We start from the raw sequence: 21631 nt of genomic DNA on the forward strand, positions 1-21631 counted from the left end.
GAGGAATAAAAATGAGTCAAGCATTAGGATTAGTAGAAACAAAAGGATTAGTAGGAAGTATAGAAGCAGCAGATGCAATGGTAAAAGCAGCAAACGTAACACTAGTAGGATACGAAAAAATAGGCTTCGGTCTAGTAACAGTAATGGTAAGAGGAGACGTAGGAGCAGTAAAAGCAGCAGTAGACGCAGGAGCAGAAGCAGCAAGAAACGTAGGAGAACTTCACTCAGTACATGTAATCCCAAGACCACACTCAGAAGTAGAAAGAGTTATCCTAAAACAATACGAATAATAAAAATGGAGTGTTTTAGATGAAAACAAAGATAACTTCAAAAGTATTGGAGGATATATCTAAGAGGCTACAGGGGGAAAGCATAATAGAAAAAGAAAATAAAACATTAAAAGCACTAATAGTATTAAACGGATCAAATATAGAGATAAATGAAAAAATAGAAAACATAAAAAAACTAAAAAACAGAGGAATAAACATATCCCTAGCCTTCTCCTTCATGGCAGAAAGGCTATTAGATACACAAAGAATAATAAACACATTACAACCATTACAAATATACAAAGAAGAAGACATAACAAAACTAAAAAATATCTCAAAAGAATACTCAATAATAATAGGACCAAACATAACAACAAACACACTATCAAAAATATCCTTAGGAATGATAGATACATTTATCCCAAACCTAATATGGACATTTCTATACCAAGGTAAAAAAGTATACCTAGACTTCAATCAAGTCAAGAACTACCTAGGAGAAGAAACAAAAAACAAAGAGATATTAAACATAACCAACAAATATATAGACACAATAAAGAAAATGGGAGCAATAGAAATAGACAATAAAAATACCCTAGAAAACATAATCCTAGAGAACATAGTACTAGAAAAAACAATAAATAACCATACAAATAATTATGAAATAAACACAAAAGGATTACAAAACAAACTAAGAGTATCACAAACAAAAGAAGAACCAATACCACAAACAAAAACAGTAATAACAGAAAAAGACATAATAAGTATGTCTTCAAACAATAAGTTAATCCTGCCAAAAGGAACAATAATCACACCACTGGCCAAAGACAAAGCAAGAGAAAAAAATATAAAAATAGAAATAAAATAAAAGGGAGGCTAAAAATGCATATAGGAAGAGTAATAGGAACAGTAGTAGCAACAAGAAAAGACGAAAAACTAATAGGCACAAAACTAATGATAACCCAGCCTCTCGACTTAGACCTTACACCAAAAGGAGAACCAATTATTGCAGTAGACACAGTAGGAGCAGGAATAGGAGAACTAATAATATATACAAAAGGAACAGCCAGCAGAATAGCAGCAAGAAAAATGGACGCACCAATAGATGCTGCAATAGTAGGAATAATAGACGAAATTGATATAAATAAAACTCTATTAAAAAAATAGAGAGGAGGTAATAAAATTGAAAGACACAAAATACTTAAAAATGGCAATGGAATATAGAAATGCAATAGACGCACTAATGGGAAACAAAGAATTTGCAGACACAGTCCTTGTAGGAGGTCAAGTAATAAACGTAATCACAAGAGAAATATACAAAGCAGACATAGCCATAAAACATAAATATATACTCCTAGTAGGAGACTGCAAAGACCTAATAGGACCAGACACCACAGTAATAGACGTAACAGGAAAATACCTGTCCCCAGGATTTATAGACTCACACATGCATTTTGAATCCAGCATGCTAACAATAACAGAATTCTCAAGACTATCCATACCATCAGGAACCACAACCTTAATAGCAGACCCCCATGAAATAGGAAACGCCCTAGGACCAATAGGAATGAAAGCCATGGCAGACGAAATAGACAACATACCATCAAACGTATACCTAGTAGTACCAGCCCTAACACCAGACTGTCCAGACCTAGAAACAGCAGGATACGACACAAACTCAAAAGACATGGAAGACCTACTAAACTACAAAAACATAATAGGAATAGGCGAACTACAAGGATTCAGCAACGCAAAACACGTATACAAAAACACACCAGAAATAATAACAGACCTACTAGCCTCAACAACATACGCAAAATCAAAAAACATGGTAGTAGACGGAAACGCACCAGAACTATTCGGAAAAGAACTAGCAGCCCACATAATAGCAGCAGCAGGAAAATGCTCCTGTCACGAAACCACCACAAAAGAAGAAGCAATAGAAAAACTACGCCAAGGAGTATACCTATTCATGAGAGAAGGCTCCACCCAAAAGAACATGGCAGAATGCATAAAAGCCATAACAGAAGAAAAAATGGACTCAAGAAGATGTATACTGGCAACAGACGACATGGTAGCAGCCGACCTAGAAACACTAGGACACATGAACGAAATAGTAAAAAGAACAATAAAACAAGGAATAAAACCAGAAGAAGCAATCCAAATGGTAACCATAAACCCAGCCACCTACTTTGGACTAGACCATGTAGGAGTACTATCCCCAGGAAAACAAGCAGACATAGCCATAATAGACGACATATACGAAATGACAATAGAGGCAGTATTCCTAAAAGGAAAACTAGTAGCATCACAAAAAGAACTACTAATAGACCTACCAAAATACACATACCCAAAAGAAGTAAAACAATCAGTAAAAATAGAGCCAATCACAGAAAAAGACCTAGAAATACAAGGAGAAGGAACAACAGCCAAAGTAAGATGCATAGAAGTAATACCAGACCAAAACCTAACAGGAAAAACAGAAGAAACATTAAGAGTAAACAGAGGAATAGTAGAAGCAGACCCAACAAAAGACACAATATATATAGCCTGTATAGAAAGATACAACAGAACAGGAAACATAGGAAAAGCCTTCGTAAAAGGCTTTGGACTAAAAGAAGGAGCCTTCGCAGAATCCGTAGCCCATGACACCCACAACATACTAGTCACAGGAACAAACATAAAAGACATGACAATAGCAGTAAACGCAGTCATAGAAATGGGTGGAGGAATAGCAATATCAAACAGAGGAAGAATACTATCAGAAATGAGACTCCCAGTAGGAGGACTTATAACAGACGAACTAGACGGACACCAAGTATCAGAAAAAATAGCAGAACTAGAAAGGATAATAACAAGAGAATTAGGATGCAAAATTCATGCACCACTAATGCATCTATCCTTCTTAGCACTATCCACAAGTCCAGCTTGGAAAATAACAGACAAGGGACTTATTGATGTGAATAATTTCAAAATTCTATCTCCTGTTATTAAATAAGAATTCAGTGTAGTTATCCTTGAAAATTTAGTATAATAACTAAATAGAAGTATTAAAAGAAAGGAGGATAGTGTTTTTAAATAAAATTGATAGGAGGAATATTATGTCTAGTGAAAAAGCTTCAAATGTTGGATTTTTTGAGAGGCGATTTAAGCTAAAGGAACACAAAACAGATGTAAAAACAGAAATAATGGCGGGGATTACTACATTTATGACCATGGCCTATATCTTGGCAGTAAATCCAGGGATACTTTCAGATTCAGGTATGGATTATGGTGGAGTATTTACAGCAACTGCACTTTCCGCATTTATTGCTTGTGTGATGATGGCATTCTTAGCCAATTATCCTTTTGCACTTGCACCAGGTATGGGACTTAATGCATTTTTTACTTATACAGTAGTTTTTGGTATGGGACATTCTTGGCAATTTGCTTTAACAGCAGTATTTCTTGAGGGGATTATATTTATAATATTATCATTTTTCCAGGTAAGAGAGGCAATTTTTAATTCAATCCCTATGAATCTTAAAAAGGCTGTATCTGTAGGTATAGGTCTATTTATAGCATTGATTGGGTTAATAAATGCTGGAATAGTAGATACAGGAAAAATGTTTATGGAAAATGGAGTTAATGTATTAAATGAAGGAGGATTAATAATTACTCTGGGAAATTTAAAATCTCCTTCAGCATTATTAGCATTAATAGGTCTTGTTATAACAGGAATTCTTTTAGCTAAAAACATTAAGGGAGCATTGTTCTTTGGTATAATAATAACCACATTGATTGGAATACCAATGGGAGTAAGTTATATGCCTAATGGAGAATTTCTAGGTATATTTTCTCTACCTCCATCTCTTAAGGATGTAGCATTTCAATTTGAATGGGGAAGAATATTATCATTTGATATGGTTATAGTAGTATTTACATTCTTATTTGTTGACGTATTCGATACTGTAGGTACTTTAATAGGAGTATCATCAAAGGCTGGAATGCTTGATGAAGAAGGGAAACTACCTAGAGTAAGACAAGCCTTATTAGCAGATGCTATAGGAACAACTTTTGGTGCATGTTTAGGTACATCTACAGTAACTACTTTTGTAGAGTCAGCTTCAGGTGTTTCAGATGGTGGTAGAACTGGACTTACTGCTTTATCAACAGGAGTTATGTTTGGATTAGCATTAATATTATCCCCACTATTTGGTATGATACCAGGAGCTGCAACGGCACCAGCATTAATCTTAGTTGGGTTATTCATGATGAGTCCAATTAAGGAAATTGACTTGGATGATTTTACAGAAGCGATACCAGCATTTTTAACAATAGTTATGATGCCTTTCGCCTATAGTATAGCAGAAGGTATTGTATTTGGTATGGTTTCATATGTAGTATTAAAAGTATTAGCAGGAAAGCAAAAAGATGTATCACCAATTATGTACGTATTAGCATTTCTATTTGTATTAAAAACTATATTTATGTAACAACTACTAGCCGCCTTCTCTATGGAGGCGGCTTTCTAAAACAAAAAATCCTATGTGAGGTGTAAATATGACCTTAAATCAAGTATATAATGGAAATAATATTGATGAAGTAGTAGAAATTCTTGGCAAATATGGTAGAGATGCAAAAATAATAGCTGGAGGTACTGATATTGTAATTGCCTTGAAAAATGAGAAAATATCACCTAAGGTGTTAATAGATATTACTAAAATTGCAGACTTGAAGGACATAGAGGATGATGGGGAATATATTAAAATAGGTGCAGGTGTAACCTTTACACAAATTATTAGAAATCCTTTATTTCAAGGGAATTTATATGGATTGTATAAGGCGTGTAGAATGGTAGGCTCACCACAAATAAGGAATAAGGGAACCATAGGAGGAAATATTGCAAATGGATCTGCAGCAGCAGATTCAATACCACCACTAATTGCATTAGGAAGTAAGGTTAAACTTTTAAGTATAGATGGAACTAGGGAAATAGCAATAGAAGACTATTACAATGATCCTATAAAAGAAAATGAAATACTTACAACTATTACATTTAAAAAGCCAAAGGAAAATCAAATTCTTACCTTTGCTAAACTTGGACTTAGAAAGGCATTAGCCATATCAAGGCTCACTTCTGCTACTTTTATTGAATTTGATGATGAAGATTTTGTTAAATCCATTAGGGTTGCTAGTGGAGCATTGGGGAAATACCCTATGAGAGAATATGAAGTGGAAAAATATTTAATTGGAAAGAAAATTGAAGCAAAAACCATAGAAGGAGCTATAGGTACAATACAGAGTTCCATGGATGAAAGATTAAAGGGTAGAGCCACTTTACCATATAAAAGAGTTGCCATATCTGGCATATTGAAAGAAGCTATGGAATTAGCAGTAAAAAATAAAGGTGGTGTAAAGGAATGATAGATATTAGTCTAAGGGTAAATGGTGAATATTTTGAAGTTTCTATAGAGGAAAATTTAAGATTAATAGATTTATTGAGAGATGAACTTAAACTTTTAGGTACCAAGGAAGGTTGTGGAGAAGGGGAATGTGGGGCTTGTACTGTTATTATGGATGGGGAGACAGTTAATTCCTGCCTTATAATGGCATTTCAAGCTAATGGAAGTAATATTTTAACCATAGAAGGAATGGAGAAAGATGGCAAGCTTCATCCAATACAACAAGCATATATAGATGCAGGGGCAGTACAATGTGGATTTTGTATTCCAGGAATGGTTTTATCTACTAAGGCATTGTTAGATAAAAATCCTAATCCTACAAGGGCTGAAATTAGAGAAGGTATATCTGGAAATTTATGCAGATGTACAGGATATAATAAAATGCTGGATGCAACTGAAAAGGCTATAAAATATATGGAGGAGGAAAAGTAATGGAGCTGAATGTAATAGGGAAAAATATAATCAGAGTAGATGCATATAGTAAAGTTACAGGTAAAGCAGTTTATCCTCAAGATATATATTTAGATAATATGGCATATGGCAAAACCTTAAGGTCAAAAAAACCTCATGCTAAAATCACAGTAGATATAAGTGAAGCAGAGAAGGTAAATGGAGTATTAAAGGTATTCACATATAAAGATGTTCCAAGGGAAAATAGCCATGGAGTAGTATTTAAAGATCATGAAGTGTTTGCAAGTGAAAAAGTTATCAGAATAGGAGAACCTATAGCATTTATAGTAGGAGAAAATCAAAAAGCTTGTGAAGAGGCATATAAAAAGATCAAGGTAAATTATGAAGAATTACCTGCAGTATTTGACCCAATAGAAGCTATGAAGGAAAATTCACCAAAGGTACATGGGGATTCTAATATTATATTTCATTATAAATTAAGGCATGGAGATATAGAAGAAGGAAAGAAAAAGTGTAAATATATAGTAGAGAATATATATAAATCACCTATGGCAGAACATGCATTTTTACAACCAGAGGCAGGAGTATCGTATATTGAGGAAGATGGTACAGTAGTAGTGGCTGTAGCTACTCAGTATCCACATTATGATAGAGAAGAAGTGGCTATAAATTTAGGTTTGCCAGAAGAAAAGGTTAAGATAATAAATACAGCAGTAGGGGGAGCATTTGGAGCTAGAGAGGATATATCCCCACAAATTCATTTGGCATTAGCAGCTATGGTGTTGAAAAGACCAGTAAAGGTTATATATTCAAGGGAAGAATCGTTTTTGACACATTCAAAACGTCATCCCATGATTATGAAGTATAAAACTGGTGCAGATGAAAATGGAATTCTTCAATATATGGAAGCAGAGATAATAGGTGATTCAGGAGCCCACTGCTCTTGGGCAATAAATGTACTAAGAAAGGCAGGAGTTCATGCTACTGGACCCTATGTCATACCAAATGTAAAGGTAGATACCTATGCAGTATATACCAATAATCCATTTACTGGAGCCATGAGGGGGTTTGGTGCAACTCAGGTACCTATGGCTCATGAGCAACAAATAGATATGCTGGCAGAGAAACTAGGTATGGATCCTGTTGAAATTAGGATGAAAAATATATTTAGGAAAGGTTCCATGACGGCAACAGGTCAGATACTTACAGACAGCGTTCCCTTAGATAAATGTATTGAAATTGTAGAGGAAGATTTTCAGTTTTCAAGAAGATTTGAGGAGGTGCTTGCATGAAAAAAAGAGGTATAGGTATAGGAGTATCTTTTTACGGAACAGGATATGGCAATGGGTTCCCAGATATATCAAGGGCAATTATTAGGCTTCTTCCAGGTGGGAAAATAGGAGTATATTGTGGAGTAACAGAGGTAGGTCAAGGAGCTAAAACAGCTATGAGACAAATAGGTGCTGAGGTACTAGGTCTAAATATAGAAGATATTGAATTAGTTCATGAAAATACATCTTTGATGCCTGATTCTGGAACTGCAGCAGCAACTAGGCAAACATATAATACAGGCAATGCTATAAAAATAGCTTGTGAGAATATGAAGAATGAGTTATTTGACAAAGCTAAAATAGAGCTAAACTTAAACTCCACAGCAGGATTAATATTAAAAGACGGTGAAATAGTGCTAAGCTTTTTTCCCCAAAAGAGAATATCCTATGCTAAATTGGCGGAAATATATAATGGTGATAATACAATAGAAGCTAAGGGAGAATTTACTGCTCAAACTACTGAGATGGACCCAGAGACAGGACAAGGAGCACCTTATTGGCCTTATACATTTAATGCTTGTGCAGTAGAAGTGGAAGTAGATACGGAAACAGGAATAATTAATCTCATAAGATCTACATTTGCACAAGATGCAGGTCGTGCAGTAAACCCAAAGATATTAGAAGGTCAAATGGATGGGGGATTTGCCATGGGTCTTGGATATACATTGCTTGAAGATTTGAATCTTGAAAATGGAATAATGAAGAATAATAAATTTTCAAAGTACCTAATACCAACAGCTATGGATATGATAGATATAAATAATATTATAGTTGAAGATCCAGAAACTACTGCTCCTTACGGAGCAAAGGGGATTGGGGAACCTGTTATGATTCCAATGGCTCCAGCAATACTAAATGCAATATACGATGCTACGGGAGTTAGGATTACAGAAATGCCTGTTACACCAGAAAGATTTATCAGAGCTTTAAAGGAGGCAGAAGATAAAAAATAAGATAAGGATATGGGAGGTAGCATTAGTGAAAAAAGGAATTAGAGATTTTTTAAATATATTCATAATTTCTATTGTATTTATGGGAATGAATTATTTTTCAAATTTATATTTTACAAACCCAATTATACAAATTAGTCTAATTTTTCTATTTTCAACAGGATTATCTCTAGGAGTATTAAAAATCAAAAGCAACAGGGGAGTAGACGAGATAATAAAATGTCTATCTAATATTAATGATTTGGACTTTTCTTTGTCAGAAGATGTGAATATACCTATGGAAGCAAAAGAAAAGATTAATAAAGCTTTTAAAGGAATAAGAGAAAATTTAAAAACTCAAGTAGAAATATCCACTGAAATATTTAATATATGTGAAAGCTTAAGTATATTGGCTACAGAGTCTTTATCTAGCTCAGAATTAATAGCCTCTTCAACAGAGTTAGTAGATGCCAATGCGTTACAGCAAAGTAAAATGCTTAATGAAACTAATAATTTAGCTGAGAAAATTTATCTATCTATGGAAAGAATAGATAAGGATATAATTGATAAAATTCAATTTATATCAAATTCTATTACTTCAGCTCAAAAAGGAATTGAAGAAATAGGGCATATAGAAGATAGAATAATAAATTCGAAAATTATGGTAGATAAAAGTTCTAGAAGAATAATGGAATTGCGAAATTATTCAGATGAAGTAGGAAAGCTTATGGATTTTATAAATTCAATATCTAATCAGACAAAAATGCTTTCATTAAATGCTTCTATAGAAGCAGCTAGAGCTGGAGAGCATGGTAAAGGATTTTCTATAGTTGCTATGGAAGTAGGTAAACTGGCTAATGAAACAGAAATTGTATCTAAAAAAATAGAAGAAGTAATTTATAAATTACAAGATGAAATAGTTTTTATTTCTGAATCCATGGCAGATGAAATGAAATATATGGATGAAAATTGTCAAATTATTGAATCTACAAACAGAGAATTCATATCAATAATAGAGACTTTAAATTTAGGCAAAGAAAGTTTAGAAGGGATAAAAGAAGTCACCAATGAAAACAATTCTATGATAGAAGAAATAACTACAAACATAACCAAAATTGCTGAATTCTCTGAAGAAACAACTGCTCAAATAGTCCAAACTACTGAACAAACAGCAGAGCAACATAATATAGCAAGGGATTTGAGCAATGTAGTAGAAGAAATAAGAGAACATGTATATAATATGCAGCAATTTGTAGTAGGCAAAGTAATGGAAGAAAAAATGCTAAAGCAAGCCTATGCTGTAAAAGAATATTTTATGAAAAATCAAAATGTAACTGATAACATGATAAATGAATTTATTAAAGAAGTAGGAGTAGATGCAATGTACATTACTGATGAATCAGGGGTCGTGAAATTTACCAATGAAAAATCTGCTGTAGGTTTAAATTTATATGAAGCAGACCATAGCTTCTTGCAACTTAAAAAAAGCAAAACAGAATATATAGTAACTCCAGTTAAAAAAAGAGTAGAAGATGGAAAATTATTTAAGTTTTTAACTCTTACAGACGAAAGAGGAAGACTATATGAAATAGGTCTTGCATTAAATTCAATGATAAAAAATATATAAAAGGTGACTAAAATGCTTATATATGAAGCCATAGAATTGAATATAGATGAGAAAGAGATGATTTCCTTTGTTGGAGGTGGAGGAAAGACTACTACAATTTTTCAATTAGCTAAAGAACTTATATTTCTAGGCAAAAAGGTACTTATATCCACTACTACTAAAATAGGTGTACCTTTAAAGGATCAATATGATTATTTCTTTTTAAAAGATTTAAAACATAATTTCAATCCACAAAACTCTACTATTACAATATTAGGTGAAGAAATAAAAGGTAAAAAACTAATAGGTATTTCTCCAGAAAGATTAGATGAGATTTTTACAAGAAATATATTTGATATCATTCTAATAGAGGCAGATGGTGCCAATAAGAAAACTATAAAAGCACCAGCTAGTCATGAACCAGTAGTGCCAATAAGTAGCACTAAAACCATAGGAGTTATAGGTTTAGATTCCTTGGGAAAGTCAATAGATAAAAACAATGTCCATAGGGCAGAAATATTATCAGCAATATCAGAAAAAGCATTACTAGATATAATTGATGAAGAAACTATTATAAAACTTGTTTTAGATAAAAATGGATTATTTAAAAATACATATGGAAATAAAATTCTATTGCTGAATAAAGCTGATGATGAAATAAAAATTCTTAGGGGAACAAAAATCAAAAAGGTATTAAAGGATAATGGATTTAAAGATGTAATCATATCAAATATCAAAAAAAAGGAATTTTTCTAGGTGAATAATCATGATAACAGGAATTATCTTAGCATCAGGTTTTTCAAGAAGAATGAAAAGGGATAAGCTATTAATAAAAGTAGATGGAGAAAGCATAATTGAAAGAGTAATAAAAGCCTGTATAAATTCAAAATTAGATGATGTAATTTTAGTCTATAGAAGTAAGGAAGTAAAAGAAATAGGAGAAAAGTATAATATAAAGACTATTTATAATAAGGATGCTTATCTAGGACAATCACAGGCACTAAAACTAGGTATAAATAAAACTATAGATGGAAGTGACTACATGTTTTTAGTAGGGGATCAACCCTTTCTTACACCAGAAATTATAAATATACTAATAGGAGAATATTATAATTCAAATTTACCTATTTTAGTGCCTTATTATAACGGAATTAGAGGAATGCCTATGATTATTTCTTCTATTTTTAAAGAAGAACTTCTAAAAATCACAGGGGATAAAGGTGGAAGGGATATAGTAGAAAAAAATATTTTTAGAGGAAAGAAGGTTTATATAAAAGAAGAAAAGATAGGTATGGATATAGATACACCAGAAGATTTAAACATTATAAAATATAAATAAAAAATGATAAATTCTAAGTAGGTGTTAATATATGGATACAATAATTATTCGTGGTGGTGGCGATATAGCTACAGGTATAGGACATAGATTATATATGGCAGGATTTAAAGTAGTGATTTTAGATATAGAAAAACCATTAGCCATTAGAAGAAAAGTATCATTTTGTGAGGCTATATACATGGGAGAAATTTCAGTAGAAGGGGTTAAAGCCGTTTTAGCAAAAAATTTAGACGAGATTTATAATACTATTAATAGAGGAGCTATCCCAGTATATGTAGATGAGAAGGGTGAGATAATAAACAGATTAAATCCAATAGCAGTAGTAGATAGTATACTTGCTAAGAAAAATCTCGGAACTACAAAAAATATGGCTCCCATAACCATAGGAGTGGGACCTGGATTTGAAGCAGGAGTAGACGTGGATTTAGTTGTAGAAACTAAAAGAGGTCATTTTTTAGGTAAAGTAATACATAATGGAAAGGCGGAAAACAACACAGGAATTCCTGGAGAAGTAATGGGATATAAGGAAGAAAGAATAATTAGGGCTAATGCTAATGGAATATTTAAGTCTTATTATGATATAGGAAGTAAGATTGAAGCAGGAGAAATAGTAGGTGAAACTGGAGGGGTAAAAATACCAGCAAAAATCTCTGGTATATTAAGAGGAATTATAAAAGAAGGACTTTATGTAAAGGAAGGATTAAAAATAGGAGATATAGATCCTAGGGGAATAGAGGATTATGCCTATACTATATCTGACAAAGCTAGAGCAGTAGGAGGCGGAGTCTTGGAGGGAATAATGTATCTAATGAGAGGAAGGAGATTTTAAATGGGAGATTTCTTAGTAATGAAAAAAGCATTAGAGGAAATAGATAATGGAAAAGAATTGGCAATAGCAACTATTATAAAATCAGAAGGCTCGACTCCAAGAGGGCTAGGCACTATGATGGCAGTATTAGAAGATGGCTCCATATATGGAACCATTGGAGGTGGAGCACTGGAAAAGTATATTATAGAATTATGTATTGGAGCTATAAAGGAAGGAGAGAGTAAAACCATAGATTTACCACTAGATGCAGAAGGGGTGGACATGGTTTGTGGTGGAAAGGTTGAAGTATTTATTGATGTGTATAAGATAAAACCAAAACTTCTAATAATTGGTGGTGGACATGTTGGATATGCAATATATAATATTGCATCTTTACTTAATTTTAATATTTCAATATTTGAAGATAGAGAAGAATTTCTAACAAAGGAAAGATTTCCATTAGCAAAGGAATTAATATTAGGATCTATAGATGAAAGACTTAGGAATTATAAAATAGATAATAATACATATATAGTTATAGTATCCCGTGGTCACAAATCCGATGAAAGAGCTTTATTAGAAGTAATCAATTCTAATGCAAAATACATTGGTGTCATGGGAAGCAAAGGAAAAGTAATGACTATGATGGATAAAATAAGAAATAGCGGCATAACTGAAGAAAATATAAATAAAATATATGCACCAATAGGATTGAAGATATCTTCTGGAAGCCCTGAAGAAATAGCTATGAGCATTATGGCAGAAATATTATTGATAAAAAACAATGGAACTCTCAAACATATGAAACAATAACTGTAGAAAATGGTGCCTGGCACCATTTTCTACAGTTATTGTTAAATTACATCATATTGATTTAATTTATTATAGAGATGCCTTTCGCTCATACCTAGCATTTGAGCAGTTTTTCTTTTATTATTATCGCAATATTCCAATGTAGCAAGGATTAGTTTTTTTTCAGCAGTTTCTATAGTATCACCAATATAGACAGGAACACTTTCACTTAATAAAACCCTATGAGTGTTAGGTATAATTTCACTTGGTAAATCTTGTACTTGAATAGTACTTTTGTCTGCAAGGGCTACTGCACGTTCAATAATATTTTGCAGTTCTCTAACATTACCAGGGTAATCATGATTTTCTAGTACATCTATGGCAGCTCTACTTATACCAGTAACTTCTTTATTAAAAGATTTACTATACTTATTTATAAAATGTTTTGTAAGTGCAGGAATATCCTCTTTTCTATTTCTTAAAGGAGGAGCTTCTATATTAACAACATTTAAACGAAAGAATAAGTCCTCCCTAAAATTTCCTTTTTTAACCTCAGCACTAAGGTTTAGATTTGTAGCTGCTATTAGTCTAAAATCAACTGGTATTGATTTTTCGCTTCCAAGGGGTGTAATAGTTTTTTCTTGTATAACCCGAAGGAGTTTTGCTTGTAATTGTATATCCATATCTCCAATTTCATCTAAGAATAAAGTACCCTTATCAGCCAGCTCGAATTTCCCCTTATATTTATTATTTGCACCTGTAAAGGCACCTTTTTCATATCCAAATAGTTCAGATTCCAGTAGATTATGAGGAATTGCCGCACAATTTATTATTTCCATATTATGATCTTTTCGTCTGCTTGTTTCATGAATTGCTCTAGCAATAAGTTCTTTTCCTGTTCCAGATTCTCCCGATATAAGAACAGTAATATCTACATCTTTTACTCTATCAATCATTTTAAAAACTTCATTCATAGCATGACTTGAAGAAACCATCTTCAGGCTAAACTTATTTGCATTGACTTTCCTAGTTAAATCCTCTACTTGATCGGAAAGGGACTGATAATCAAGAGCCTTATTTATTAAAGAGATTAATCCATTTATATCAAGGGGTTTAGTAATATAATAATAAGCACCTCTTTGAATTGCTTCAATAGAGTCTTCAATTGAACCATAAGCAGTCATTGCAATTACAATTACCCTTGGATTTTCAGATTTTATTGTATTTAATACTTCAAGACCTTTATAATCTCCAAGGTATTGATCAAGTAAAACTAGATCTATATTTTTAGAACTTATCATATCTAAACCTTCCAATACATCTGGAGTTGTATATACATTAAAGTGATCTTCAAGGGCAAATCTTAATGCTGTAAGAATTGAGATTTCATCATCTATAACTAAAATATTATGCATGTTATTTCTCCTTCCTATCAAGTGGCTCAGTAGGTACATAAATTGTAGCCGTAGTACCTTTGCCATCTGTACTTTCCAATGTTATTTCTCCATTATTCTCTCTTATTAATCTTTCTGTTACAGAAAGACCAATTCCATATCCCGTTTTCTTAGAGGAATAAAAAGGGTCAAATAATTTATCTAACATTTCCTCTGGAATTCCAGAACCATTGTCTTTTATTATAATGGAAGCTTTCATATCTTTAATATTACTATCTATATCTATGCTTCCATTTTCATCAACAGCATCAATACTATTAAGTAGAACATTGATTAGTATCTGTTTCATTTGTGATTCATCAGCATAAATACAAATATCCATATTTCCTATATTTACTTTGATCTTCTTTTCTTGAAGTTTTTGTTTTAATAGTGTTAATACATCATAGCATATTTCAGATAATAAAATTGTTTCGGGTTTTGGATTTTTTGGTTTTGAATAATCAAGTAATGAACCAACTAAATCATTTAGTCTCTTTATTTCACTAGGAACAATTTTTATTAATTCATTTCTAAAATTTTTATCATCTATTTTCAAAGGAATTAAATCAATAAAAGCATTAATGGATGTTAAAGGATTTCTAAGCTCATGGGCAATACCAGATGATAGTTTTCCCAAGGCTTGCATCTTATCGTTATACATAGCAATATTATTTAATTCAATAATTTCTTTTGTTCTTAACTCTACTTCTTGTTTTAGCCTCTTATTCCAATAATAAACTATATAAATAAATATTATGGAGATTGAAAGTGCAACTAATAATATTGAAAGAAGTTCCTTCCATTTCTGGTTAATGTCTAAAATAGTTTCTCCAAACCATTTTCTATAGATTTTATCATAGGTTCCATTGGCTTTTATTGCTTCTAAGCCTGAATTTAAGATGTTTAATAATTCTGTATTTCCTTTTTTTACAGCTATGGCATATTTAGTGGAATAAAGAGGTTCTCCTACAATTTTTACAGATTCTGTTAGACCCAAGGCTTGAACATAATAAATTCCCGTTAACCTATTACCTACATAAGCATCAGACTCTCCATATAATAATGATTGAAGGGCTTCCAGTTGATTTGTTTTTTGTATTACAGTAACATTAGGAATTCTTCTTGTAATTTCCTTAGAAACGTCCTCAGATTGAATAGAAACTTTTTTTCCAGACAAATCATTTATGTTATGAATTAGGCTAGAGTTTTTTAATACAAATATATTTTGAGAGTTCATTACTATCTCTTGGGTAAAATCATAAACTTTATCACGTTCTGGTGTAACAGTCATGCCTTGAACAGCATCAATTTCCCCATCTTTCAAGAGTTCCATAGTATCTTCCCAACTATTTGGAATCAATTCAATTTCCAACCCAAGTTCTATAGCAATAGCTCTTATAATATCTATATTGAACCCCCTAAAATTGTTATTATCATCTAGAAATTCGTAGGGTGGATAATTATTATCTCCACCTATTTTTAGAGGCTCTTCATTAATATTTTGTAATGGAGCAGCAGAAGTGGGAATAGAAGAATATAAAAAAATCATGATAAGCAAATAAATAGATAAAACTCTTCTTGGAATCATTTTACACCTCAGTTTTTAAATTTTATTATATATTATTATATCACTTGTATGAAAAAATTTCATAGTATGAATTAATTTCATGGTTTTTCCTATTATATTTTAGGAGCTTTTTCAACTATAAACGATATATAGCAGTTTATTCATGATTAAGAATATAAAGAAATTCTGGCATACTATTTGCAATAATAGATGTCATCAAAATAAAGTTTCTAAAAATAAAGGAGGATTTTTAATGAAAAGGAAGGCTTTTTTGGCAGTTTTATTGGTTTTAAGTATAGTTTCACTTACTGCATGTAGTGGTGGTGGAGGAGGAAGTTCTAACCCTTCTGAATTATATATAGCAGCAGCTAACCCTATGACAGGAGATTCAGCTCAATTTGGAGATATGAAAGCTAAAGCAATTCAATTAGCATTAGATGAAGTAAATGAACAGGGGGGAATTGATGGCAAACAGGTAAAATTAATTGTTGGTGATGATACAGGGAACCCTAAAGAAGCACCAAATGTGGCTCAAAAGTTTGCAGGAGATAATAAAGTTTTAGCAGTAATTGGTCACTGGAACAGTTCCTGTACACTAGCAGCTAGAGGAATTTATGAAGCAGCAGGAATACCGGTTATTACAGACTCAGTTAATAAACAAATAACAGATGGAACTACACCTCATTTATACCGTATTTCATTAACTGATACTACTCAAGCTAAAAATTTAGCACAATATGCTTACAATGTATTAGGTAAAAAAAATGCAGCTATTTTATTTACAGCTAATGACTTTGGTACAGGACTTAAAAATGATTTTACAGAAGAATTTGAAGGTCTAGGTGGTAAAGTTGTTGCAGCAGAAACATATTTTGAAGGACAGTCAAAAGACTTTAGTCCTCAGCTTACAAAGATTAAAGGTGAAAGCCCAGATATAATGTTTATTGCAGGTTATTATGTAGAGACAGCTTTAATTGCACAGCAAGCAGGATCAGCAGGATTAAATGTACCAATGATAGGAACAGAGGGAATTAGTTCAGATGAATTAATAAAATTAGGCGGACAAGCTGTTGAAGGAATAAGATTTGCTGCTTTCTTCCATCCAGATGTTGAATTCCCTGGGACAAAAGAATTTGTTGAATCTTTCCGAGCAAAATATAATAAAGAACCTGATAATTATTCAGCTTTAGCATATGACTCAGCAAAGCTTATTATTGAAGGCATGAAGAAAAATGGAGCAACAAGAGAAGGTATAACGAAGTTTTTACAAGAAGTTAAGGACTTCCCTGGAGTAGCTGGACCTATATCTTTTGAAAATAATGATGTAACAAGAAATATTCTAATACTAGAAGTTAAAGGTGGTAAAATCGTTTTATCAGAAGACCAACTAAACTAAAAACATTAGGGAGCCTTTAAAGGCTCCCTAATAGACAAAAGGAGAGTGAAAGATATGTTTATGGAGCAATTAAGTAATGGTATAGCCCTTGGAAGTATTTATGCTCTAACGGCTATAGGCTTTACAATGGTCTATGGAATCATTAGACTTATAAACTTTGCTCATGGAGATGTGTATATGATAGGTGCTTTTTTAACATATACAGGACTGACAATATTTAATATGTCAATAATGCTGGCATTCTTATTTGGAATGATAGGGGCATCTATTTTTGGAATACTTATTGCAAAATTCGCCTATAGTCCTGTATTTAAAGCACCAAAAATAAACTTGTTTCTATCTGCAGTTGGAGTGGGAATATTTTTAGAGAATTTTGCAATGCTTATATGGGGACCTGAAACTCAATCTTTTCCAACTGTAATAAATAATAAGATATTTAGTTTTATGGGCATTAGAGTTAATACTATTCAACTGATAATCTTAGGTACAACAATTGTTTTAGTAGCAGTATTAACTTATATAGTACAATATACAAGGATTGGTAGAGCAATGAGATGTGTATCTCAAGATATGGATGTTTCAAGACTTATGGGGATTAATACAAATAAGGTTGTATATTTTACCTTTGCCCTTGGTTCCTCTTTAGGAGCTGCTGCAGGTACTTTAGTTGCAATATATTATAAAGCAGCATATCCCATGATGGGTTATGTACCAGGATTAAAGGCATTTATTGCAGCTGTAATAGGAGGTATAGGCAGTATTCCAGGTGCAATGCTTGGGGGGCTTATAATGGGAGTATCAGAAAGCTTAGGTGCGGCATATATATCTTCTGGATATAGAGATGCTATAGCCTTTATAATTTTAATAATCATACTTATCCTAAAGCCAGACGGATTGTTAGGTAAGGGCATTAAAGAAAAGGTATAGGAGGTGGATAATGATGAGTAATATTTCAAAGGTTTTATTTAATCTAATATTATATTCAGGTATATTGTATTTAGGAATTATTGTGCTGTCAAAGATATTTGATTTAGGTACTAAAAAATTTATGATTCTAGATAATAAAAAGAGAAAAGCTTCAACCTATGTATTTTTAGTATTGGGAGCATTATTACCTTTAATTTTAGCTAACAATACTTATGCCCTTAGAACAAGTGTATTAGTTTTGATATATATAGTGTTGGCACTTAGCTTAAACTTTGTTCTTGGATTTGCAGGGCAACTTTCCATGGGACATTCTGCATTTTATGCTGTAGGGGCATATACCACTGCTATTCTTACAGTGACTTATCACGTGCCTTTTTGGATTGCATTAGTATGTAGTGCAATTGTTTCTGCTATATTTGGATTGTTACTAGGGGTTCCTACTCTAAGATTAAAAGGAGACTATTTAGCTATTACAACAATAGGTTTCAGTGAAATACTAAGACTGGTTTTAATAAATTGGGCATCCTTTACAAGAGGACCGGCTGGGATACCAGGTATTCCATCTCCTAAGATATTTGGTTATACAATAAGTAGTAATACAGGATATTATTATATTCTATATATCCTAGTAATTTTAACTATCTTTATATCCTATAGGCTATTAAACTCTAGATTAGGAAGAGGATTAGTTGCAGTAAAGGATGACGAAGTAGCTGCAGAAGCAATGGGAATAAATCCAACATTTTTAAAAATACTTGCATTTGTTTTAGGTGCAGCCATAGCAGGATTAGCTGGAGGTATATTTGCCTCATTTATTCATTATGTAAATCCTGACAATTTCACATATATGGAATCAGTAGTAATGTTAACAATGGTAGTATTAGGCGGCGTAGGAAGTGTGCCTGGTATTATTGTAGGTGCAACAGTATTGACTATATTACCTGAGGCATTAAGAGGTATATCCACATATAGATATGCAATATATGGAATATTATTAGTAATGATGATGATAGTAAGACCTCAAGGAATGATCAGCATGTCTAGTCTAAAGGGAGGTGGAAAAAATGAGAATTCTCGAAGCTAAAGGAATTACAATGTGTTTTGGTGGGTTAACTGCTGTAAACAATGTGGATTTTCATATAGATAAAGATGAGATTGTAAGTTTAATAGGACCTAATGGAGCAGGAAAAACTACTTTTTTTAATGCTATTACTGGAATATATGAGCCAACAGCAGGAGAGGTCACATTCTTAGGAGAAAAAGTTAAAAAATCTAAACCCTATGAAATAACAAAGATGGGGATTGGTAGAACTTTTCAAAATATAAGATTATTCAGTACCATGACAGTGCTTGAAAATGTAATGGTAGGACAATATTGTAGAACATCATCAAACTTATTAGCTACCATATTAAAATCGCCTAAGCTTGTGAAAGAAGAAAAAGCAGTTGAAGAGAAAGTAATGGAGATACTAGACTTCTTGGAATTAACTCATTTAAAAGATGAAATAGCAACTAGCCTACCCTATGGATATCAAAGGAGAGTTGAAATTGCAAGGGCTTTAGCCACAGAACCAAAATTACTTTTACTTGATGAGCCAGCGGCAGGTATGAACTCAGGTGAAAAGGTTGAAATGACAAATTTAATAAAGAAGATTAGAGATAAAGGAAATACTATTTTAGTTATTGAACATGATATGAAACTTGTAATGGGTATTTCTGATAGGATTTCGGTGCTAGAATATGGCAATAAAATAGCAGAAGGATTACCACAGGAAATTCAACAAAATCAAAGGGTAATAGAAGCTTATTTAGGTAAAGGAGGTGCTAAATAATGTTGAAGGTTGAAGACTTAAATGTATATTATGGAGGAATTCATGCATTACAAGGATTATCCTTTGAAATAAAAAAGGGAGAGATAATAACTTTAATAGGAAGTAATGGGGCAGGAAAATCTAGTACTCTGAGAGCTATATCTAACTTAGTAAAATCTAAAGGAAGTATAAAATATAAAGATGAAGAAATAAATGAGTTAAGTGCGGAAAAAATAGTAGCTAAAAGACTTATTCATGTTCCAGAAGGAAGACGAATATTTACGGCATTAACTGTAGAAGAGAATCTTCTTATGGGAGCTTATTTGAGAAGAGATAAGGAAAAAATACGTAAAGACCTTGAATTTGTATATAAATTATTTCCTAGATTAAAGGAGAGAACTAAACAATATGGAGGAACCTTAAGTGGTGGAGAGCAACAAATGTTAGCCATAGGCAGAGCCCTTTTATCAGATCCTGAACTACTAATGTTAGACGAACCATCAATGGGATTAGCACCAATAGTTATTGAAGAAATATTTGAATCTATTAAGGAGATAAACAAAGAAACGGGATTAACATTTTTATTTGTTGAACAAAATGCCAATATTGCACTGCAAACAGCAGATAGAGGTTATGTAATAGAAACTGGGAAGATTTTGTTCTCAGGTGATGCTAAGGATTTATTACATGATGATAGAGTAAGAAAAGCTTATTTAGGGGAAGAATAAAAAAAGGTTCCGAAAATGGTGTTATACACAATTTTCGGAACCTTTTTAAAATCCATTATAATGTACTTTATCATAAGGCAAAGTTTCAAGATTATGATGACTTTTTTCTTCATCAGGATAACCTATGGAAATTATAGTTTCTACATTGTATTTTTCAGGAATATTTAAAAGTTTTTTTACATAATCTTCTACATTTTCACCATCTTCAGTTAACCTATTCCTTACTTGAATCCAACAAGAACCAAGTCCTAATGACTCTGCTGATAATTGTATTACAGTAGCCATAATAGAAGCATCTTCTATCCAAGTATCTGTAATATCAGGGTCTACTAAAACTGCAATTGCTAATTCAGCATTTGCTATAGGCTGAGAAGCTCCACCTCTAGAAGCCCCTAAATTTTTAAGTAGTTCTTTATTGTTTACTACAACAAGTTCCCAAGGTCTTTTATTTTTTCCAGAAGGAGAGGTTAAAGCTCCTTGCAATATTTTATCTAAGATTTTTTCTTCTATTTCTTGATTTTTATATTTCCTTATGCTCCTTCTTTTCATCAATAAATCTAACATATTAACCCTCCTATTTTAAATTTTTCATATATATATTATATCATAAAAATTAGGAGAGTTTAGGACAAACAGAATATAAGTTATTTTATAACTTTATCTATTGACTAAATTGTTGTTATTATGTCTTTATGAAGGGTAAAACTGACGAACCTATTATATTACAAGTAAAATTATTAGAAAAAGTAGGATTATTTTATTTGGTTAAGGAGCAGTATAATTTTTAGAAAAATTTTGATTTAAATAACATATTGAAATTTAATTAATAACTTATAT

General features: G+C 32.2%; 22 protein-coding genes. 19 read left to right on the plus strand and 3 right to left on the minus strand.

What is annotated here, in order from left to right; all coding sequences use genetic code 11:
* Nucleotides 1-11 precede the first annotated feature (11 nt).
* From BUB33_RS05405 to BUB33_RS05470, 14 genes are all read left to right on the plus strand, one after another.
* A complete protein-coding gene (locus BUB33_RS05405; protein ID WP_072974046.1) occupies nt 12-290 on the plus strand; it encodes a BMC domain-containing protein in 279 nt (92 codons plus the stop codon).
* Between the two features lie 19 nt (nt 291-309).
* Entirely contained in the window at nt 310-1137 is an 828-nt protein-coding gene (locus tag BUB33_RS05410) for a flavoprotein (RefSeq protein WP_072974048.1), read from the plus strand.
* 14 nt (nt 1138-1151) lie between these two features.
* Nucleotides 1152-1436, plus strand: a complete 285-nt coding sequence (locus tag BUB33_RS05415) for a EutN/CcmL family microcompartment protein (RefSeq protein WP_072974050.1) — start codon at nt 1152-1154, stop codon at nt 1434-1436.
* A gap of 16 nt (nt 1437-1452) precedes the next feature.
* Nucleotides 1453-3267, plus strand: a complete 1815-nt coding sequence (gene ade, locus BUB33_RS05420; protein ID WP_200778133.1) for an adenine deaminase — start codon at nt 1453-1455, stop codon at nt 3265-3267.
* Nucleotides 3268-3370: 103 nt separating this feature from the next.
* Complete coding sequence (locus BUB33_RS05425; RefSeq protein ID WP_072974053.1) at nt 3371-4744, plus strand: NCS2 family permease; 1374 nt, start codon at nt 3371-3373, stop codon at nt 4742-4744.
* A gap of 67 nt (nt 4745-4811) precedes the next feature.
* The gene (locus tag BUB33_RS05430; RefSeq protein WP_072974056.1) at nt 4812-5675 is read left to right on the plus strand and encodes an FAD binding domain-containing protein; all 864 of its coding nucleotides are present in this window, start codon (nt 4812-4814) and stop codon (nt 5673-5675) included.
* A complete protein-coding gene (locus tag BUB33_RS05435) occupies nt 5672-6145 on the plus strand; it encodes a (2Fe-2S)-binding protein (RefSeq protein WP_072974059.1) in 474 nt (157 codons plus the stop codon). The genes BUB33_RS05430 and BUB33_RS05435 overlap by 4 nt, the downstream gene beginning before the upstream one ends.
* Nucleotides 6145-7416 (plus strand): xanthine dehydrogenase family protein molybdopterin-binding subunit, encoded by a 1272-nt coding sequence (locus BUB33_RS16740; protein WP_072974061.1) that lies wholly within the window; start codon nt 6145-6147, stop codon nt 7414-7416. The genes BUB33_RS05435 and BUB33_RS16740 overlap by 1 nt, the downstream gene beginning before the upstream one ends.
* Complete coding sequence (locus BUB33_RS16745) at nt 7413-8408, plus strand: xanthine dehydrogenase family protein molybdopterin-binding subunit (RefSeq protein ID WP_072974063.1); 996 nt, start codon at nt 7413-7415, stop codon at nt 8406-8408. Before BUB33_RS16740 ends, BUB33_RS16745 begins: the two co-directional genes overlap by 4 nt.
* A 25-nt stretch (nt 8409-8433) precedes the next feature.
* A complete protein-coding gene (locus BUB33_RS05450; RefSeq protein WP_072974065.1) occupies nt 8434-10011 on the plus strand; it encodes a methyl-accepting chemotaxis protein in 1578 nt (525 codons plus the stop codon).
* A gap of 12 nt (nt 10012-10023) precedes the next feature.
* Entirely contained in the window at nt 10024-10746 is a 723-nt protein-coding gene (gene yqeC, locus BUB33_RS05455; protein WP_072974067.1) for a selenium cofactor biosynthesis protein YqeC, read from the plus strand.
* Between the two features lie 10 nt (nt 10747-10756).
* The gene (locus BUB33_RS05460) at nt 10757-11329 is read left to right on the plus strand and encodes a nucleotidyltransferase family protein (RefSeq protein ID WP_072974069.1); all 573 of its coding nucleotides are present in this window, start codon (nt 10757-10759) and stop codon (nt 11327-11329) included.
* 31 nt (nt 11330-11360) lie between these two features.
* Complete coding sequence (gene yqeB / locus BUB33_RS05465) at nt 11361-12158, plus strand: selenium-dependent molybdenum cofactor biosynthesis protein YqeB (RefSeq protein WP_072974072.1); 798 nt, start codon at nt 11361-11363, stop codon at nt 12156-12158.
* A complete protein-coding gene (locus BUB33_RS05470; protein ID WP_072974075.1) occupies nt 12159-12950 on the plus strand; it encodes an XdhC family protein in 792 nt (263 codons plus the stop codon).
* Between the two features lie 41 nt (nt 12951-12991).
* Here BUB33_RS05470 and BUB33_RS05475 read toward each other — a convergent pair whose 3' ends face one another.
* Both BUB33_RS05475 and BUB33_RS05480 read right to left on the minus strand, forming a co-directional pair.
* Nucleotides 12992-14344 carry a sigma-54-dependent transcriptional regulator gene (locus BUB33_RS05475; RefSeq protein ID WP_072974077.1) on the minus strand — a complete coding sequence of 451 codons (1353 nt, stop codon included), beginning with the start codon at nt 14342-14344 and terminating at the stop codon, nt 12992-12994.
* A gap of 1 nt (nt 14345) precedes the next feature.
* Nucleotides 14346-15953, minus strand: coding sequence for a transporter substrate-binding domain-containing protein (locus tag BUB33_RS05480; protein WP_072974079.1), 1608 nt, complete (start codon nt 15951-15953; stop codon nt 14346-14348).
* A 232-nt stretch (nt 15954-16185) separates the two neighbouring features.
* On the opposite strand from BUB33_RS05480, the gene BUB33_RS05485 reads away from it, so the two are divergent.
* From BUB33_RS05485 to BUB33_RS05505, 5 genes are read left to right on the plus strand one after another with little or no spacing between them, the layout of a single operon-like run.
* The gene (locus BUB33_RS05485) at nt 16186-17328 is read left to right on the plus strand and encodes an ABC transporter substrate-binding protein (protein ID WP_072974081.1); all 1143 of its coding nucleotides are present in this window, start codon (nt 16186-16188) and stop codon (nt 17326-17328) included.
* Between the two features lie 54 nt (nt 17329-17382).
* Complete coding sequence (locus BUB33_RS05490) at nt 17383-18255, plus strand: branched-chain amino acid ABC transporter permease (RefSeq protein ID WP_072974083.1); 873 nt, start codon at nt 17383-17385, stop codon at nt 18253-18255.
* A 13-nt stretch (nt 18256-18268) separates the two neighbouring features.
* Entirely contained in the window at nt 18269-19339 is a 1071-nt protein-coding gene (locus tag BUB33_RS05495) for a branched-chain amino acid ABC transporter permease (RefSeq protein ID WP_072974305.1), read from the plus strand.
* The gene (locus tag BUB33_RS05500; RefSeq protein ID WP_072974086.1) at nt 19320-20087 is read left to right on the plus strand and encodes an ABC transporter ATP-binding protein; all 768 of its coding nucleotides are present in this window, start codon (nt 19320-19322) and stop codon (nt 20085-20087) included. Before BUB33_RS05495 ends, BUB33_RS05500 begins: the two co-directional genes overlap by 20 nt.
* On the plus strand, nt 20087-20794 hold the full coding sequence (locus tag BUB33_RS05505; protein ID WP_072974088.1) for an ABC transporter ATP-binding protein: 708 nt from the start codon (nt 20087-20089) through the stop codon (nt 20792-20794). The genes BUB33_RS05500 and BUB33_RS05505 overlap by 1 nt, the downstream gene beginning before the upstream one ends.
* Before the next feature lie 45 nt (nt 20795-20839).
* On the opposite strand, the gene BUB33_RS05510 is transcribed toward BUB33_RS05505, so the two are convergent.
* Nucleotides 20840-21358 (minus strand): nitroreductase family protein, encoded by a 519-nt coding sequence (locus BUB33_RS05510; RefSeq protein WP_072974090.1) that lies wholly within the window; start codon nt 21356-21358, stop codon nt 20840-20842.
* Between the last annotated feature and the right edge of the window lie 273 nt (nt 21359-21631).

Origin of the sequence: Tissierella praeacuta DSM 18095, assembly GCF_900128955.1 — a bacterium.
Classification (GTDB): domain Bacteria; phylum Bacillota; class Clostridia; order Tissierellales; family Tissierellaceae; genus Tissierella; species Tissierella praeacuta.

Bases quoted from the DNA above. Each gene is read 5' to 3' on its own strand.
- BUB33_RS05405 (WP_072974046.1), top strand. From the start codon at position 12: ATGAGTCAAGCATTAGGATTAGTAGAAACAAAAGGATTAGTAGGAAGT.
- BUB33_RS05410 (WP_072974048.1), top strand. From the start codon at position 310: ATGAAAACAAAGATAACTTCAAAAGTATTGGAGGATATATCTAAGAGG.
- BUB33_RS05415 (WP_072974050.1), top strand. From the start codon at position 1,152: ATGCATATAGGAAGAGTAATAGGAACAGTAGTAGCAACAAGAAAAGAC.
- BUB33_RS05425 (WP_072974053.1), top strand. From the start codon at position 3,371: ATGTCTAGTGAAAAAGCTTCAAATGTTGGATTTTTTGAGAGGCGATTT.
- BUB33_RS05430 (WP_072974056.1), top strand. From the start codon at position 4,812: ATGACCTTAAATCAAGTATATAATGGAAATAATATTGATGAAGTAGTA.
- BUB33_RS05435 (WP_072974059.1), top strand. From the start codon at position 5,672: ATGATAGATATTAGTCTAAGGGTAAATGGTGAATATTTTGAAGTTTCT.
- BUB33_RS16740 (WP_072974061.1), top strand. From the start codon at position 6,145: ATGGAGCTGAATGTAATAGGGAAAAATATAATCAGAGTAGATGCATAT.
- BUB33_RS16745 (WP_072974063.1), top strand. From the start codon at position 7,413: ATGAAAAAAAGAGGTATAGGTATAGGAGTATCTTTTTACGGAACAGGA.
- yqeC (WP_072974067.1), top strand. From the start codon at position 10,024: ATGCTTATATATGAAGCCATAGAATTGAATATAGATGAGAAAGAGATG.
- BUB33_RS05460 (WP_072974069.1), top strand. From the start codon at position 10,757: ATGATAACAGGAATTATCTTAGCATCAGGTTTTTCAAGAAGAATGAAA.
- yqeB (WP_072974072.1), top strand. From the start codon at position 11,361: ATGGATACAATAATTATTCGTGGTGGTGGCGATATAGCTACAGGTATA.
- BUB33_RS05470 (WP_072974075.1), top strand. From the start codon at position 12,159: ATGGGAGATTTCTTAGTAATGAAAAAAGCATTAGAGGAAATAGATAAT.
- BUB33_RS05475 (WP_072974077.1), bottom strand. From the start codon at position 14,344: ATGCATAATATTTTAGTTATAGATGATGAAATCTCAATTCTTACAGCA.
- BUB33_RS05480 (WP_072974079.1), bottom strand. From the start codon at position 15,953: ATGATTCCAAGAAGAGTTTTATCTATTTATTTGCTTATCATGATTTTT.
- BUB33_RS05485 (WP_072974081.1), top strand. From the start codon at position 16,186: ATGAAAAGGAAGGCTTTTTTGGCAGTTTTATTGGTTTTAAGTATAGTT.
- BUB33_RS05490 (WP_072974083.1), top strand. From the start codon at position 17,383: ATGTTTATGGAGCAATTAAGTAATGGTATAGCCCTTGGAAGTATTTAT.
- BUB33_RS05495 (WP_072974305.1), top strand. From the start codon at position 18,269: ATGAGTAATATTTCAAAGGTTTTATTTAATCTAATATTATATTCAGGT.
- BUB33_RS05500 (WP_072974086.1), top strand. From the start codon at position 19,320: ATGAGAATTCTCGAAGCTAAAGGAATTACAATGTGTTTTGGTGGGTTA.
- BUB33_RS05505 (WP_072974088.1), top strand. From the start codon at position 20,087: ATGTTGAAGGTTGAAGACTTAAATGTATATTATGGAGGAATTCATGCA.
- BUB33_RS05510 (WP_072974090.1), bottom strand. From the start codon at position 21,358: ATGTTAGATTTATTGATGAAAAGAAGGAGCATAAGGAAATATAAAAAT.